Source organism: Paenibacillus dokdonensis, assembly GCF_004916975.1.
GTDB classification, from domain to species: Bacteria; Bacillota; Bacilli; order Paenibacillales; family Paenibacillaceae; genus Paenibacillus_AQ; species Paenibacillus_AQ dokdonensis.
Window position 1 is genome coordinate 2,263,415 of record NZ_STGQ01000001.1, and the last position, 15,219, is coordinate 2,278,633.

The following is a 15,219-nucleotide window of genomic DNA, read 5'->3' on the forward strand; positions in this document are numbered from 1 at the left end:
AGCGCCCTCGTTTTTACGTTGGGTCAATATACGAATCAGCCGGTTTGGCATTCGCTTTGACAAATTAAGTCGATCATTGTTCAATGGAAATAAAATGCAATGGGAGGTTTTCGATGAAAAGCACAGTACTTGGAACGATAGCTGCATTATTTGCTGTTTCCTTGCTGGCTGGGTGTTATGATACAAAAAAAACGAAAACTGCAAATTTGGACTTGGAAGGGAACTGGAGGCTAGTCACCGATTCCCAATCGCCAGTTTGCTTTTCCAATATAAAATTTTTGAATGATCCTACTTCTAACAGGAGCCCTATTTCTGTTCATGAGACAACGGGCAACAACACAAAAATTTGGTTCGGCGAATACGAGAGTGAAGGAAATAATATTCGGGTTATATTGCATGAGCCCAAAGCTGATCCTTTCATGATGGCCGCCGAGCGCAGCGAAGATGAATTAAAGCTTCGATACGAATGGAAATCGGCAGATGTAGTTTGCTCGTATCAACCTGATTCATAGGTGTGACCACGCGGCTACTTTCATTCTTACAATTCTTGGATATGGAATGTATTTTTGATCAGCTTGGGCCGCTCACGGCGGCGGGAACGTTCTGGAATATTGCAGGTATACAAATGCATCCCATTGTAGGAACTTGACCTATGATAATTATGGGAGAATGTATCGTCTTGAGGAGGTCATTAATATGGAACTGAGAGTCATAAATTATTATTTGACTGTAGCTTGAGAGGGGAGTATCACCGAAGCAGCAGAAGTACTACATGTTACACAGCCTAATTTAAGCCGCCAACTCAAGCAGCTGGAAGAAGAACTTGGCACCACATTATTCAAGCGTGGAAACAAAAAAATCACATTAACCAACGATGGGGTTCTGTTTCAACAAAGAGCTAACGAAATTGTTTCCTTAATCAGCAAAACAACGCATGAATTTACCCATCAGAAGGATTCGATCGGAGGTACCGTGTCCATTGGCTGCGTAGAATCGAATGCCTCGCGCATGCTTTCAGAGGTACTTAGGGAGTTTTCCGAATGTTATCCGTTGGTTCGATATGACCTATACAGTGCGGATGGGGATGATATTCGCGAGAAACTGGATAAGGGGATCATTGACATCGGTATTCTGCTCGAACCTATTGAAACCTCAAAATATAACTATATACATTTGCCGTACTCGGAAACTTGGGGGCTTGTAATGCGCAGGGATGATCCTCTAGCGCAAAGAGGGCTGATTTCATTGCAAAAAGCGAGTCAGTTGCCCTTGATTCCACCCCGAAGAATGATTGTCAAGAACGAAATTTCGAGCTGGTTTGGCATCTCCGAAGACCTGCTTCACATCTTTGCTACACATAATCTGCTGACCAACGCATCGTTCCTGGTAGAGGAAAAGTTGGGGTATGCTATTTGTGTCGAAGGAGCCCATGAAACTCGCGGCAGCAAAAACACTTGCTTCATACCTTTTACTCCAACACGCACGACGGGCCATGTATTTGCATGGAGAAAATCGCAAATTCTTAATCCCGCAACGGAGATGTTTATCGAATATATAAGAGATAACAAAAAAGCATGACAAAGCATGAATTATAAGTATTAGATATAGTCAAATGATTACTTTACAATTAGGCGTGGGTACAGATCGTTCTGTTAGCTCATGCTGCTTATTGCAACCGAGAAGAACGTATCTGGCCAAACGTCTTCGAATTAAGGGAGTAATGGTTGTGGAGAAATCAATCGCAAACCCCAAGTTTTTTTCAAATAAGGATTTATCCAGATTGTTTATTCCTCTTATGGTTGAGCAATTTTTAGAATTATCCGTAGGTCTAATCAGCTCCATCATGGTCGCTTCCGTTGGCGAAGCTGCAGTATCCGGCGTATCTTTGGTGGAGTTCGTCATGGCATTATTGATCAGTATCTTTGCCGCCCTTGCCACTGGGGGCTCGGTGATTGCCGGACAGTACCTTGGAAACCGGAAAGAGAATGAAGCGAGAAAAGTTTCCAATCAATTAGTATGGTTTATTGGCTGTATGGGACTCGTGGTCATGGCATTAACTTATCTGATGAAAAATGTCATTTTGCATGGACTTTTTGGTCAGATTACGGAAGATGTATACGCTCACGCCAGTAACTATCTAATGATCGTAGCGTTATCCATTCCTTCTCTGGCATTGTATAACGCAGGTGCGGCCATTTTTAGAACAATGGGTAACTCAAAATTTCCTATGAAAATCATGCTTTATATGAACATTTTGAATGTGGTAGGCAGTGTAGCATTCATTTATTTATTTGACATGGGTACTTCAGGTATTGCGATTTCCACACTGATTTCTAGACTTGCGGCTGCCGGAATTATTATCTTTCATGCATTCAATGCTAAAAATATATTATTTCTAGAAAAGACGATACGACCCAAATTTGATATGGGCATGATTAAGCAGACTTTAGCGATTGGTGTACCTTATGGAATAGAAAATGGAATGTTCTATCTTGGAAGGCTTCTTGTACTGAGTATTGTTTCTACTTTCGGAACAGCGGCAATAGCAGCTAATTCGGTCGGTGGGACGATTGTAACGTTTCAAGCGCTTCCGGGAATGGCCATCGGTTTAGGATTGACGGTCATCATTTCCAGATGTGCAGGTGCTAAGGATTATGAGCAAGCCAGATATTACACGAAGAAAATCATCTGCGTCATTTATATAGCGCAAATCATCAGTTCTTTTATCATATTGTTGCTATTATCGACGATCATGAAGGCCTATAACCTATCCGAGGAAGCAACGATGTTGACGACGAAAATCGTCTGGAGTCATGCAATCGCTATGATGCTAATATGGCCTCTAGGAAATTCTTTGCCTGTTGTTTTCCGGGCTTCTGGAGATGCAAAATTTCCTATGATAATCAGTATGTTTACGATGTTTTTCTGCCGTATTGCACTGGCTTATGCATTGGTTTATTACTTACACATGGATTTGCTCGCAACATGGATTGCCATTTATTGCGATTGGCTAATAAAAGGAGCCATATTCGTATGGCGTTATCTAAACGGTAAATGGACTAATTTCCATGCAGTAAAATAATGTAGTGTAGATTATAAAAAAAGTGATTAGAAGGCAGAATTTTACATTTTTAAGGATAGATAATTTTTAGAACTTGGGGTTGCCGGAACGTTAATTAGATAGATCCAAGTGTGAATGCTTTTACAATACAGATGCATTTCTGTTATGCCATGACGCCCCACATGGTCAGTTTTTTTTCTGGTGGAATCCGGAACGGTAGCTTCGCGGCGACATCCGGATGAACGACTTGAACACCTTCTCAAAATGCGAAAAGTTCTCGAAACCGGACTGTTCCGAAATCACGGTGATGCGTTCGTCAGTTTCACGGAGCAGCCGCTGGGCTTCTTTGGTCCGGGTGATGCTGATATATTCAATCAGGCCAAAACCGGTATATTTTTTGAAAGTCCGGCTGAGGTGGCTGGGACTGAGATAAAATCGTTCGCTCAGGCTTCCTAGGGTTAGCGGTTCCCGATAATGTTCCGAGATGAAGCGAGCAATTTCCGTTATTCTGGCCGCAGCAGGGGAGACGGCCTCCTCAGAGAGTGCGTGTTTGGGATGGAGTACCTCTCGTGCGGCGAACAACAGGGTCAAAGCCGCAGCATGGCGCACGGCAAGCTCATATCCAGGGGATTGATCCTGAATTTCACGAAGCATATCGAATAATATCTGCTCGATCCGCAGCTTGTCCGGCTCTGCCAGATGTATCACGCGATTGCCGTGGTGAAATGGCGTCAGAAGCAGCTCGGCCTCGTCATCGACCATCTGATCAAAGTATTCCATGTTGAAATAGAGCACGATGCGCTCATGATTGGGTATGCCGGTATCAAAAGTTTTATGCACCTCATTACTGGGCACAAAAACCAGGTCACCGGAACGGACCGTATAAATGCGGTCTTTTATGAAAAAATATCGTTCTCCTCCAAACAAATAGTACAGTTCGTAGTGTCTGTGCATATGATCAGTCGCCATCGAGAAATGCCCTTTGCGCCGATTGTATTCCAGATGAAAAGGATGCTGCGCACTTCCATAGCGAAGTTCGTGATTTAGAGTCATTTGCTTTTTCTTCCCTCCAAGGCACAAAAATTGCGGGGTTTTATCCATATTAACATATATTGCGGAGACATTATGCTGATATTGCGTTACTCTTTTACTGGAAATCATCAGAAAAGGAGAGTTGAAGCCCATGACCAAGAAAACATATGTACAAGTTGGCGCTGGTGGAAGAGCTGAATTTTTCTATGGAGCTATTGCCAAAACGTTCAGGGATTCCTCCGAGCTGCTGGCTTTTTGCGACTTTAATCAAACCCGCATGGATTATGCCAACAAGCTGCTTACGGACAAATACGATTACCCTGCGGTGCACACCTATAAAAGCGACGCGTTTGATGAAATGATCCAGACGGAGAAGCCGGACATTGTCATCGTGACCAGCGTGGACCGAACACATCACCGATACATTATTCGCGCACTGGAGATGGGCTGCGATGTGATCACTGAAAAACCGATGACGGTCGACGCAGCCAAATGTCAGGATATTATCGACGCGGTAGAACGGACTGGAAGAAATGTCCGCGTTACCTTTAACTATCGCTATGCACCGCATCATACCAAGGCGCGTGAATTGATCGCGGATGGTACGATTGGCGACGTTACTTCGGTTCACTTTGAATGGCTGCTGAATACGCAGCATGGCGCCGACTATTTTCGGAGATGGCACCGGGACAAACGTAACAGTGGGGGACTTCTTGTACATAAGTCGACACATCACTTTGATCTAGTGAATTTCTGGATCGGTTCCCAGCCGGAAACGGTATACGCCATGGGCGACTTGCTCTTTTACGGACGGGAGAATGCGGAACAGCGGGGTGTCACTACATTTTATGAACGCTCTACAGGCAATCCGAACGCCAAGGACGATCCATTTGCACTGTTTCTGGATAGCAATGAACATCTGAAGGCGATGTATCTCGATGCGGAAACGGAAGACGGGTACCGCCGCGATCAAAGTGTATTTGGAGACGGCATTTCGATCGAGGATACGATGAGTGTCCTTGTACGATACAAGAATAAAGCGCTTCTGACCTATTCGCTGAATGCGTATATGCCGTGGGAGGGTTATCGAATCGCGTTCAATGGTACCAAGGGAAGGATTGAAATGACGGTCATTGAGCAATCGTATGTCAATTCGGGAGGTGACAAGGCGCTTGAAGGAGCAATCAAGGGAGTCAACATTCTGGTATTCCCGATGTTTGGCGATCCGTACAAAGCAAACTTCGAAGAGGGCGCAGGAGGTCACGGCGGCGGTGATCCGGTGCTGCTGAACGATATTTTTGGCGTACCGGTCCCTGACCGTTTCCAGCGAGCAGCCAATCACATTGATGGTGCGCGTTCCATATTGACAGGTATCGCAGCGAACCAATCGATTAGTACGGGGCGTGCCGTTAAAGTTGATGAACTGGTGCGGTTAACATAATAAGGTGCTGGAACAATAATCGTTAAGTTTTCGGTATTATAACAGATCGTTCCCCGGGTGCTAACCGACCTGGGAACGATCGCTATTTTTCAATGGCTAAAAGCTTAGTTAAAATTACACTTTTCTGTTTATCTAGAAGACTGGGTTGCCATATAAATAACAACATGCCACAATACTGACTGAACGTTCGGTATAGATGATGAATTGGAGTGACGTTATGAATCAGAAACAGCTTCAGAGCGAGCAAACCAAGAAGAAAATCGCAGTAGCGGCTCGTGCGCTATTTGTCCAAAAAGGCTATAAAGCGACTTCGATCGAAGATATCGTAGGCGCCACCGGTAGCAGCAAAGGCAATATCTATTACCACTTCAAAAGCAAAGAGGGCCTGTTTCTTTTTTTAATTGAAGAATGGGACCATGAATGGGAATTGAATTGGAAACAAAGTGAGCATTTGTATAACACAACCACCGAGAAGCTTTATGCCGTAGCCGAACAACTGGCAACCGATGATTTGAACCATCCGCTCACGAAGGCAGCTGATGAATTTTTTCATAACGAGGAGAAGACGTCAGAGGTCGAATCCAGAATGGCCGAGATGAACGCCAAGCATTTGGCGTTTAATCAAAAGCTGCTGCAGGAAGGAATCGACAGCGGCGAATTTAAGCCGGGTGACGCCGAGCGCCTTGCTGTCGTATTGGAAGCGATCTTTTTCGGTGCAAATCATCTATCGCGAAGCCTGGCGCCCGATAAGACAACTATACTTTATCGAGATGCTGTCACTGTATTTTTAGATGGCGTAGCGGAAGAATAAAGAAGCAGGCAACGGAGTGCAAAAATCCGTCTACGTTATTCCGGGACAAAATACATAACGAATGTTCAGTATTAATGCAGAATTTTATGGAAGCTTTCATGTATGTCGCTGCTGCTTAGAAACCGGGGAGCAATACTGCTTCTCATGCTTAACAACTTCATTATTTTCACGGGGATCGGGCTGATTATACCGATTATGCCCAGCTACATGAACTTGCTTCATATTAATGGGAGCATACTCGGTCTGTTGGTTGCGGCCTTTTCGATTACACAACTTGTATTCTCGCCGATCGCCGGGCGTCTATCCGATTCGATCGGCCGCAAAAAGGTCATTTTGTCCGGGTTGCTGCTGTTCGCCATTTCGGAATGGATGTTTGGCGCCGCCAGCTCGCTGCCTTTATTGTTTCTGGCTAGACTGTTGGGAGGGGTGAGCGCCGCCCTGGTCATGCCTGCCGTAATGGCTTATACGGCCGATGTCACCAGTGAGGAAGAACGGGGCAAAGGGATGGGATTCATCAATGCAGCCATCACCACGGGCTTTATCATCGGGCCGGGGATCGGCGGTTACCTTGCCGAATTCGGCATACGGGTTCCTTTCTACGCTGCCGCCGTCGGTGGCTTGCTTGCGATGGCGGTCTCCGCACTGTTTTTGCGCGAAGTGAAGAAAGAGGGCCATACCAAAGAGGAGGGTGCGGCACAGCCGGTTCAAGCCGGATTGCTGGGTCAGTTAACCTCCGCCTACCGGGCACCTTATTTTATCAGTTTGATCGTCGTGTTCGTCGCTTCTTTTGGACTAGCGAACTTTGAAACGGTGTTCGGTTTGTTTGTCGATCACAAATTCGGTTTTACCCCGAAGGATATCGCGTTCATCATTACGTTCGGTTCGGTCTGTGGAGCTGTCGTGCAGATAACAATCTTCGGCTGGATCATTAATCGTTTCGGCGAGAAGAGAATCATTACTATCAGCATCCTGGTGTCCGTCCTTTTTATTCTTTTAACGCTGCTGGTGCATACGTTTTGGCTCATAGTTGCGGTAACTTTTGTCCTGTTTCTGGCGATGGACATTCTGCGTCCGGCCATTGGAACCCAAATGTCCAAGTTCGCCAACGAGCAGCAGGGCTATGTCGCAGGTCTGAATTCGGCCTTCACCAGCCTCGGAAACATTATCGGTCCCATTATTGCGGGTGCACTATTTGACCTGAATTTAAATTATCCTTACGTGATGGCGAGCGTCGTATTAATGTTAGGATTCCTGATCTCCTTCAAATCCAAAGAAACACAATATGAGCTTGAGTCAAGGTCACTTCGATGATCGTTAACATTGAAAGAATGAAATGAAGCTGGCATGATTAACGTAAAACCCTCCAGACCGCAGATGGTCAAGACCCCATTTAGTGGACATTGAAAAAACACCTAGGCTGCAAACTGGCGCCGGTACTGTACCGGCGTCAGTTTGTTTAATTTACGCTGCGGTCGCCTTTGGTTGTAAAATTGTATGTACTTCTCAATTCTCCTTTGTGCCTCTGCCAGATTTCGGATATCATAGGGATAAAGCCCTTCCGTTTTGAGATGCGAGAAGAAGCTCTCCATGGAGGCGTTGTCTAGGCAGTTGCCCCGGCGAGACATGCTGATTTGGGCGCTAACCTTTGGCAGCATGTCGTGGTAAGCATGAGACGTGTACTGGAACCCTTGGTCGCTGTGAACGACCAATCCGGACACGTCTTTTCGCTTAGCAAATGCTTTAGCGAACGTCTGAAGTACCAGTTCATTATCGTTACGTTCGCTAAGTTGGTAGGCCACAATCTCGTTATTGAATAGGTCTTTCACTGCCGAAAGATACAGCCAGCGCTCGCCTATCCGGTATTGAGTCACATCCGTCACCCATTTCTGGTTTGGTTTTTCGGCTGTGAAATTTCGCTTAAGCAGATTATCAGCCACGCGCTCGGCAGCCTGGTATGTCATATTAAATCGACGTTTCCGGCGAATGCTGGCTTGAAGACCAAGCTTTTGCATTAGGCGCAGTACTTTCTTGTGATTCATCCATACACCTTCATCCTGCCACAAGAAAAGTTGGATCTGACGGTAGCCATACTTTCCTTCGTAGCGTTGATACACGGTGCGAAGGAGTCGTTTAGCCTCGGCATCTCGGTCATTCTTCTTCCTCTTCAAATACGCGTAATAGCCACTTCTAGAGACGCCAAGGAGCTTGCAGTGTTCGGCTACTTGGCCGACATTCGCTGCTTGTTCGATAAGCTTGAAGCGCTGTTCTTTCCCTCCTGCATCCAGATTTCCAAACACTTTTTTAGCATCGTATTCTCCCGTTTCAACTGCTGAACATATCGCTCTTGATCTAAATATTCCTTCCGCCTTCCTCGTTGATCCAGTAAACCAAACTCACCCTTTTCACGGTATTTTCGCATCCAACGCTTCATCCGACTCTGGTCTTGGATTCCCAAATGATCGTTGATTTGCCGATACGTCCATTTTTCCTCTACGTGCAAACGGATTGCCTCCATCTTGAGTTCCTCAGAGTACGTCTTAAACTTTTGACCTTTTATAGCCATAAAAAATACACCCCCTAGAATTCATCGGTTAAACCAAGGGGTTTTTCCAATGTCTATTCTAAGGGGTGCACTTCACAGAGGGCCTGAAGGGTTTTTCATTATGATTAATGATTCTGTGACAAATCACTGTTTTAAACCTATGGGGTAACCTGTAAACATTAACGTGTTCCATGTACATCGAATAAAATCGGATATTTTAGCCATAATAAGACAGCCTATTTTATTCCAGACGTATAGAGGAGCAGATGAATGTGAACAACAAATGGTTGCTGGCGTTGCCTTTAACCTTGGCGCTCGTTTTTAATATGACGCAGGCGGTTGCATCCGGACAAGCGAAGGTAAGCGAAAAGAAAGCTTCAGTTTGCCTAAGCCCAAAAATGGTGCAATTGAAAGTCGATATGCAGAAGGTTTGGATTGACCATACGATATGGACGAGAAGCTATATTGTCAGCGCTATCTCTAATCGTCCGGATCAGAAGGATGTCTTAGACCGGCTTTTGCGGAATCAACAGGACATAGGTAATCTAATCAAACCTTATTACGGAGATGCCGCAGGCAATAAACTGGCTGATCTTCTGAGAGAGCATATTCTGATCGCAGGGAAGATTGTGGATGCTGCCAAAGCGGGTAACCAGGCAGATGTGGAAAAGTTGGATGCAGAGTGGCATAGAAACGCCGACGATATTGCCAAATTCTTAAGCTCGGCGAATCCAAACTGGCAATTTAAGTTGCTGCAGGACATGCTGTATGAACATCTCCAGTTGATTAAGGAAATCGTCCTGGACTGTCTCAAAGGTGATTGGAAAGCGGATATCGCAGCAACTGACAAAAATGAAATCCATATGATTCATTTGGCCGATATTCTGACCGAAGGCATTGTCAAACAGTTCCCCAATAAATTTTAATCGGGGCGCAGCGGATCTGCAAACCAATGAAAGCTTTTATGGTTGCCCGAAAGGCAGCTGTAAGAGCTTTTTATTTTGCTTCTCATTATGTTGCAAATGCAACAATAATAGATTCCGGGCATCATTCGAGAGAAGTTGGCCGAAATGAACGGGAAAACACTCTTTTTATGTGGGCGACGAAGAACAAAACGATTATGTTTTGGCTAAAACTCTGGTGTAAACTATCGTTTAGATATCAGGAGCACGAATCATAGCCTGGACGCCTTGAGCGTTACGGCGAATTGAATAGCGCCCACCACAAGATACCGCGAATCATCGCGGTGTTTTTGTATTTTGTTACCGAAGTGAGGTTCCTGAACCTGGTCTAAAATATGGGAATCTTGCGGTCTTATTCCGTATTCGGACTTCTTTGAAAAAGTTTATGGTACTGTACATACAAATCATTCGTAAGGGAGAAGTGAATCCGCAATGCATAAGGTTATCCAACCCAAAATTCTATACTTCGGGAGCTCGGTCGTGCTGATCAGTACGCTCAACGAGGACGGTACGCCAAACCTCGCACCGATGTCTTCGGCCTGGTGGCTGAATCAATCATGCATGCTTGGGATGAGCAGCAAATCGAAAACCGTTCAAAACTTGGTCCGGGAAGGCGAGTGCGTCCTTAACCTCCCGTCGATCGACCTGGTGCCGGCCATGGAGCGATTAACGTTGTTAACTGGCAGCAACCCCGTCCCAGAGGCTAAAGCCAAGAGGGGTTATACATATGAAAAAGATAAATTCGGAGCCGCGCAATTGACGCCGCTTCCGTCCGAAATCGTTAAGGCGCCGCGCGTCCTCGAATGCCCCGTCCACCTGGAAGCCAAGTTTACGAAGCTTCATGCCTTCGAAGAACCCAGCTCGCTGGTTGCCTTGGAGGTCCGGATAGATAGGGTCCACATCGAAGACCGTCTGCTAATGGACGGCCAAACGCAGTACATCGATCCTTCGAAATGGAATCCGATGATCATGAATTTCTGCCAATATTTCGGCTTGGCCGAGCAGCTGTCCGACTCGCGGCTAGCGCCGGTATTCGGCCCCGGTTCCGCCCAATAGGTTCGGTTCCAGACCGTATGCCCGAAAATTTAAAAGAAACAGCGTTAGATCAGGACTTGAAATAAATAGTCTTGGTCTAACGCTGTTTATGAATTCGCCTGGCCATGATCTTTGCGCGGGTCCGATCCGTCTCCATCATGAAGCAAAGAGGAAATGGTGACCTAAACGAACCTACCTGCTTTTAGACTTGTTCAGCCAACCTCTAACTCCCTATTTCCCATCATAAAAGACTTTGGATTGAAGCATATCCAGCGCTCGTTCGATGTCCTCCAGTTGTTCTATGGAAACATCCTTGATTCGTTCCGCAAAGCGCCCGCCGATGCGTTGAAATGCACCGTTCATCATGGTTTGTCCAGCTTTGGAGAGACGGATCAATTGCTTTCGCCGGTCTTCTGCGACGTTGAATTTTTCGCACAGGTTTTTCTCGGTCAATTTCTTGATCTCACGGCTCGTATTAGGCATGGAAATATCCTTACAATCGCTAATTTGACTGAGGGTAACGGGCTGGCTGACGGCGATATATTCCAGGATGCTATATTGAACGGGCGTGATGTCGTCCGGCTTGATATCTTTCGTTAATTCATAGGTCACTTCGTGTACAGCCGTTGTAAAAGCCACGAATTTTTGAAATAAAGCTTCTTTGTCCATTACGATCACCTCTTATTGAACAATAACAAAATAATTATTAATATACAATTATCAATTGACAACTAAATAGAGGTCGTGATAATATTTTGTTATCAAATGATAAGTAAAGGGGTGGAGCTATGAACATATTGGTGATTTATACGCATCCGAATCATCGGAGTCTCAGTTATGCTTTTTTGCAGAAGGTCATTGAAGGAAGCCGCGAGAACGAACATATTACGGAAGTTCAGGTGCTTGATTTATATGAAGAAGGGTTCGATCCGGCATTGATCTTTAACGAAAACAAACGGAGACGGGATATGCACATTGATCCCAAGCTGGAGAAATACCGCGAACAGATCCGCTCAGCGGACAAACTAGTATTCGTATATCCCATTTGGTGGGGAAGACCTCCCGCGATGCTTCTGGGGTATATTGACCAGATGTTTGCCTCGAATTTTGCCTATCGGGACAATGGAAAGTTGCTGCCGGAGGGACTCTTGAAAGGCAAATCCGCAGTTTGCATTTCCACCATGAAAGGACCGGCATTCTATCTTTTGTACTGGTTGGGCAACGCACATAAAATTCTGATGAGAAAAGCATTGCTTCAATATGTGGGCATCCGAAAAGTGAAGTTTTTTGAATTTGGAAGCATGGAGAGCCAGAAAGGCAGGCACGAACAAAAATTGAAGCGGGTGCATCGCTATTTTAGCGCAATAACCCGATAATCTGTATCGAATAAAACAAGCAATGCTCGTGGCGAGCATTGCTTGTTTTATCATTTTGGTTCCGATATTTCAGTCTAAAGAAGGAGGTGAACGATGCAACATTAAGTATAATGAAGTATGGAAGGGAGAGGCGAATCTTTACTAAGAATGGCATCTTTATTAAACAAAGTGGAGGTTGAAAGTTTGAATAGGCATGAAAAAAGCTCGAATGCATCAGGCCTGCTTCACAATCGATTCCTGCAGACGATTTTATTATCGAGCGTGCTCCTGCAGATCGGCATCTGGGTACGCAATTTCGCGATTCTTCTGTATGTTGCCGACAGAACAAACAATGATCCCTACGCCATTTCGTTAATCAGTGTGGCAGAATTCGCGCCTATTTTTGTTTTTTCGTTCATCGGTGGAACATTTGCCGACCGCTGGCGGCCAAAGCGAACGATGATCTGGTGCGATTTATTATCCGCGGTATCGGTATTCGTGGTCCTTCTGACCCTACATTATGGTTCTTGGCAATCCGTTTACCTTGTCGCGTTCATCTCGGCTATTCTTTCGCAATTCTCGCAGCCTTCAAGTATGCGGTTGTTTAAGTATCATGTGCCTGAACAACAGCTGCAGCAGGGGATGGCTCTGTTCCAATCACTGATGGCTATCTTCATGGTACTTGGTCCTATGCTTGGAACCTTCGTATACAGCACGTTCGGACTTGAGACATCGATCGCTGTCATGGGGGTGGTTTTCCTGCTCTCCGCTCTTGTCCTTATTCGCTTGCCAGAAGATCATATGGAATCTCAAACTGTTGCAGTAAGAGGGCAATTCCGCAAAGATTTCGTTGAAGGCTTCCGCTTTGTTTGGAAAAGCCAAGTGCTGCGTATGCTCGGACTTGCGTTTGTTCTCGCGGGACTCGCCGTTGGCGTAGCCCAAGCTCTCAACCTGTTTATCGTAACGGAGCGGCTGGGCAGAAGCGAGGAATTTCTGCAGTATCTGCTCATGGTGAACGGCGCAGCAATGCTGATTGGTGGCGGGATCGTAGCCGTTTTCGCTAAGCGGGTTCCGCCGCAGATTCTTCTTGCCATAGGAATGCTGGCAGGAGCAGTCTGTACAGCTATAGTCGGGTATTCGACGAGCGTTCCGGTCACGTTGACCGTCCAATTCCTGAACGGGCTAGTTTTCCCTTGCATTCATATCGGAATCAGTACCATGATTCTGAAATGGTCGCATGCTTCCATTGTCGGCCGGGTGAATGGGGTCTTGAATCCGATGTTCGTGGGCATGATGGTCATTTCCATGTCCTTCGCTGGTGCATTAAAAGACGCTTTTTCGCTTAGTACGATCTATAGCGGGGCAGGATTATTGTTTCTTCTAGGTGCACTGGTTATGGTACCGATCATGAACCAAAAAGCGCCGGATAACGTACTTACTGCACAAGAGACATAATTTCACGAAATCCATAAAATTGGCCGGCCGCGTAAAGCCGTCAGTACTTCTGCATTCCCAGGTGATTGTTAATCCACATGAAAGTCGAGCAAAATCATTCCGACACATTGAAAGCCGCATCAATTGCGGCTTTTTTGTTATGTGTAAAAGGGGAAGGGTTCGTATCGATCCAAAAGAAAACGATAGGAGAGGGGAGTGTTGATCCGTATCAGACAGCAATTGTTCCAGGTACACTACGAAGTTATCACCTGTATGTCCACCGACAGCAGAGGCAGTCCCATGAATTCGCCGTACCTCGAAGCGGCGGCGATCAGCTCGTCCGTCCGATCTTCATGTGCAGTAAACAGCTCCAATAGCAAGTCCAACCCTTTGGTTTTGACCTTGCGTTTCCATACGCCGACTACCTGTCCGTCAATGACGATGTTCGGCATAAACACGCCATTGCCACCGGGAATGATGTACTTGGCGTGCTCCTTACGCAATACATCGGAACGGTCTTTATAACCGAGCAAGTACTCATCGAATCCAGGAAGCAAATAGACACTTGGGCGGACTTCAATGCCTTCGGCTGACGAATGATACCAGAGTTCCCGATCATCGATCATCGCGGATTCGAGCTGCCCTTTCGCCAATTGCAACCCCAGGCGGGCGTCCGAGAGCGTCAAACCGGTCCACCAAGCGAAATCTTGTACGGTAGCGGGACCATGTCCGGCGTAATATCGTTCGGTTAACTGCAACAGTACATCCTCCCGTGATGCGTCCCGCGCAGGCGGTACCCACTCGTCTAATAGGACGAACGTCTGCTGCTTCCCTTCCCGCGGTCCCAGACAGATTAATCCTGTCTGCGCCATATGCCACAACAGATGATACCCCCGCTGACCCGTCGTACGGATCCCTGCTTCCTCCAACAGTTGCATCGCGTCCGGGCGCGAGATCCATTGATTCCCATGCAGAGCACGAAACACCAGTTCCGTACTTTGTTCGATGATTTCCGTTGTCAGTTCCAACTGTTCGAGCCTGCGCTTGTCGCCAGCCAATATACGCGGAGTCAACAATTGAAGCATCGACCTTACGGATTCCGGCGGCACCGCATGAATCGTCCCGCGCATGGCCCATGTCAGCACAATTTCGCGGTTTGCGATGCTGCGCTCAATATCCGATATACTGGCATGCTGCATGCGCGAGCCAATGGCCCAGAGTACCTGATGATAATCCTGAGCCTGCATGGCTCCGAGATGGCGCACGACATCATTCGGTTTCTCGCATCTGTCGCCCGCAATCCGCTGATTCCGCAATCGTCGATAACCGATTTCCGATCTATTCACGTTTGATCCTCCTATATATTCCGTCTTATTCCTGTATATTCGACGCAATTTACGGTTTTTTTTCAAAGCCGGGTAAATGTCCTCCGCATAAGCGGCGCCGGAGTATGCCGGCATGTTGATGAAACGGAGGGCAGGGTAGATAAGCCATAATTATCATGCATGACCATATTGGGGATATTTTGAAAATATTGTACCACAGT

15 protein-coding genes are annotated in these 15,219 nt (G+C 46.2%); 10 read left to right on the plus strand and 5 right to left on the minus strand.

Annotation, left to right across the window (positions count from 1 at the left end):
* Positions 1-113: 113 nt before the first annotated feature.
* The 3 genes from E6W40_RS10455 to E6W40_RS10465 all read left to right on the plus strand — a co-directional run bounded on the left by E6W40_RS10455 (position 114) and on the right by E6W40_RS10465 (position 3,082).
* The gene (locus E6W40_RS10455; protein WP_136605420.1) at positions 114-512 is read left to right on the plus strand and encodes a hypothetical protein; all 399 of its coding nucleotides are present in this window, start codon (positions 114-116) and stop codon (positions 510-512) included.
* Between the two features lie 235 nt (positions 513-747).
* Entirely contained in the window at positions 748-1,578 is an 831-nt protein-coding gene (locus E6W40_RS10460) for a LysR family transcriptional regulator (protein ID WP_136606934.1), read from the plus strand.
* Positions 1,579-1,720: 142 nt separating this feature from the next.
* Complete coding sequence (locus tag E6W40_RS10465) at positions 1,721-3,082, plus strand: MATE family efflux transporter (protein WP_211146991.1); 1,362 nt, start codon at positions 1,721-1,723, stop codon at positions 3,080-3,082.
* A 165-nt stretch (positions 3,083-3,247) separates the two neighbouring features.
* On the opposite strand, the gene E6W40_RS10470 is transcribed toward E6W40_RS10465, so the two are convergent.
* On the minus strand, positions 3,248-4,114 hold the full coding sequence (locus E6W40_RS10470) for an AraC family transcriptional regulator (RefSeq protein ID WP_168928879.1): 867 nt from the start codon (positions 4,112-4,114) through the stop codon (positions 3,248-3,250).
* A gap of 130 nt (positions 4,115-4,244) precedes the next feature.
* On the opposite strand from E6W40_RS10470, the gene E6W40_RS10475 reads away from it, so the two are divergent.
* The 3 genes from E6W40_RS10475 to E6W40_RS10485 all read left to right on the plus strand — a co-directional run bounded on the left by E6W40_RS10475 (position 4,245) and on the right by E6W40_RS10485 (position 7,656).
* Positions 4,245-5,534: a Gfo/Idh/MocA family protein gene (locus E6W40_RS10475; RefSeq protein ID WP_136605422.1), complete on the plus strand. Its 1,290-nt coding sequence runs from the start codon at positions 4,245-4,247 to the stop codon at positions 5,532-5,534.
* 217 nt (positions 5,535-5,751) lie between these two features.
* Complete coding sequence (locus tag E6W40_RS10480; protein ID WP_136605423.1) at positions 5,752-6,345, plus strand: TetR/AcrR family transcriptional regulator; 594 nt, start codon at positions 5,752-5,754, stop codon at positions 6,343-6,345.
* A 102-nt stretch (positions 6,346-6,447) separates the two neighbouring features.
* Complete coding sequence (locus tag E6W40_RS10485; RefSeq protein WP_136605424.1) at positions 6,448-7,656, plus strand: MFS transporter; 1,209 nt, start codon at positions 6,448-6,450, stop codon at positions 7,654-7,656.
* A gap of 101 nt (positions 7,657-7,757) precedes the next feature.
* Here the strand turns inward: E6W40_RS10485 and E6W40_RS10490 are convergent, their stop codons facing one another.
* Entirely contained in the window at positions 7,758-8,642 is an 885-nt protein-coding gene (locus E6W40_RS10490) for an IS3 family transposase (RefSeq protein WP_168928788.1), read from the minus strand.
* On the minus strand, positions 8,564-8,908 hold the full coding sequence (locus E6W40_RS10495) for a helix-turn-helix domain-containing protein (RefSeq protein WP_246072784.1): 345 nt from the start codon (positions 8,906-8,908) through the stop codon (positions 8,564-8,566). Before E6W40_RS10495 ends, E6W40_RS10490 begins: the two co-directional genes overlap by 79 nt.
* 251 nt (positions 8,909-9,159) lie before the next feature.
* Between E6W40_RS10495 and E6W40_RS10500 the strand changes: the two genes are divergently transcribed.
* Both E6W40_RS10500 and E6W40_RS10505 read left to right on the plus strand, forming a co-directional pair.
* Positions 9,160-9,813 (plus strand): glycosyltransferase, encoded by a 654-nt coding sequence (locus E6W40_RS10500; protein WP_211146992.1) that lies wholly within the window; start codon positions 9,160-9,162, stop codon positions 9,811-9,813.
* 468 nt (positions 9,814-10,281) lie between these two features.
* Positions 10,282-10,905, plus strand: coding sequence for a flavin reductase family protein (locus tag E6W40_RS10505; protein WP_136605426.1), 624 nt, complete (start codon positions 10,282-10,284; stop codon positions 10,903-10,905).
* Positions 10,906-11,115: 210 nt separating this feature from the next.
* On the opposite strand, the gene E6W40_RS10510 is transcribed toward E6W40_RS10505, so the two are convergent.
* A complete protein-coding gene (locus E6W40_RS10510) occupies positions 11,116-11,553 on the minus strand; it encodes a MarR family winged helix-turn-helix transcriptional regulator (protein WP_136605427.1) in 438 nt (145 codons plus the stop codon).
* A 119-nt stretch (positions 11,554-11,672) separates the two neighbouring features.
* Between E6W40_RS10510 and E6W40_RS10515 the strand changes: the two genes are divergently transcribed.
* Both E6W40_RS10515 and E6W40_RS10520 read left to right on the plus strand, forming a co-directional pair.
* On the plus strand, positions 11,673-12,260 hold the full coding sequence (locus E6W40_RS10515; protein ID WP_136605428.1) for an NAD(P)H-dependent oxidoreductase: 588 nt from the start codon (positions 11,673-11,675) through the stop codon (positions 12,258-12,260).
* A 183-nt stretch (positions 12,261-12,443) separates the two neighbouring features.
* Entirely contained in the window at positions 12,444-13,694 is a 1,251-nt protein-coding gene (locus E6W40_RS10520) for an MFS transporter (RefSeq protein ID WP_136605429.1), read from the plus strand.
* 233 nt (positions 13,695-13,927) lie between these two features.
* On the opposite strand, the gene E6W40_RS10525 is transcribed toward E6W40_RS10520, so the two are convergent.
* Complete coding sequence (locus tag E6W40_RS10525; RefSeq protein WP_246072953.1) at positions 13,928-15,019, minus strand: winged helix DNA-binding domain-containing protein; 1,092 nt, start codon at positions 15,017-15,019, stop codon at positions 13,928-13,930.
* Positions 15,020-15,219 lie beyond the last annotated feature (200 nt).

Coding starts and splice junctions, on each gene's coding strand:
- E6W40_RS10465 (WP_211146991.1), top strand. CDS start 1,721: ATGGTTGTGGAGAAATCAATCGCAAACCCCAAGTTTTTTTCAAATAAG.
- E6W40_RS10510 (WP_136605427.1), bottom strand. CDS start 11,553: ATGGACAAAGAAGCTTTATTTCAAAAATTCGTGGCTTTTACAACGGCT.
- E6W40_RS10515 (WP_136605428.1), top strand. CDS start 11,673: ATGAACATATTGGTGATTTATACGCATCCGAATCATCGGAGTCTCAGT.
- E6W40_RS10475 (WP_136605422.1), top strand. CDS start 4,245: ATGACCAAGAAAACATATGTACAAGTTGGCGCTGGTGGAAGAGCTGAA.
- E6W40_RS10455 (WP_136605420.1), top strand. CDS start 114: ATGAAAAGCACAGTACTTGGAACGATAGCTGCATTATTTGCTGTTTCC.
- E6W40_RS10495 (WP_246072784.1), bottom strand. CDS start 8,908: ATGGCTATAAAAGGTCAAAAGTTTAAGACGTACTCTGAGGAACTCAAG.
- E6W40_RS10485 (WP_136605424.1), top strand. CDS start 6,448: ATGTCGCTGCTGCTTAGAAACCGGGGAGCAATACTGCTTCTCATGCTT.
- E6W40_RS10470 (WP_168928879.1), bottom strand. CDS start 4,114: ATGACTCTAAATCACGAACTTCGCTATGGAAGTGCGCAGCATCCTTTT.
- E6W40_RS10505 (WP_136605426.1), top strand. CDS start 10,282: ATGCATAAGGTTATCCAACCCAAAATTCTATACTTCGGGAGCTCGGTC.
- E6W40_RS10480 (WP_136605423.1), top strand. CDS start 5,752: ATGAATCAGAAACAGCTTCAGAGCGAGCAAACCAAGAAGAAAATCGCA.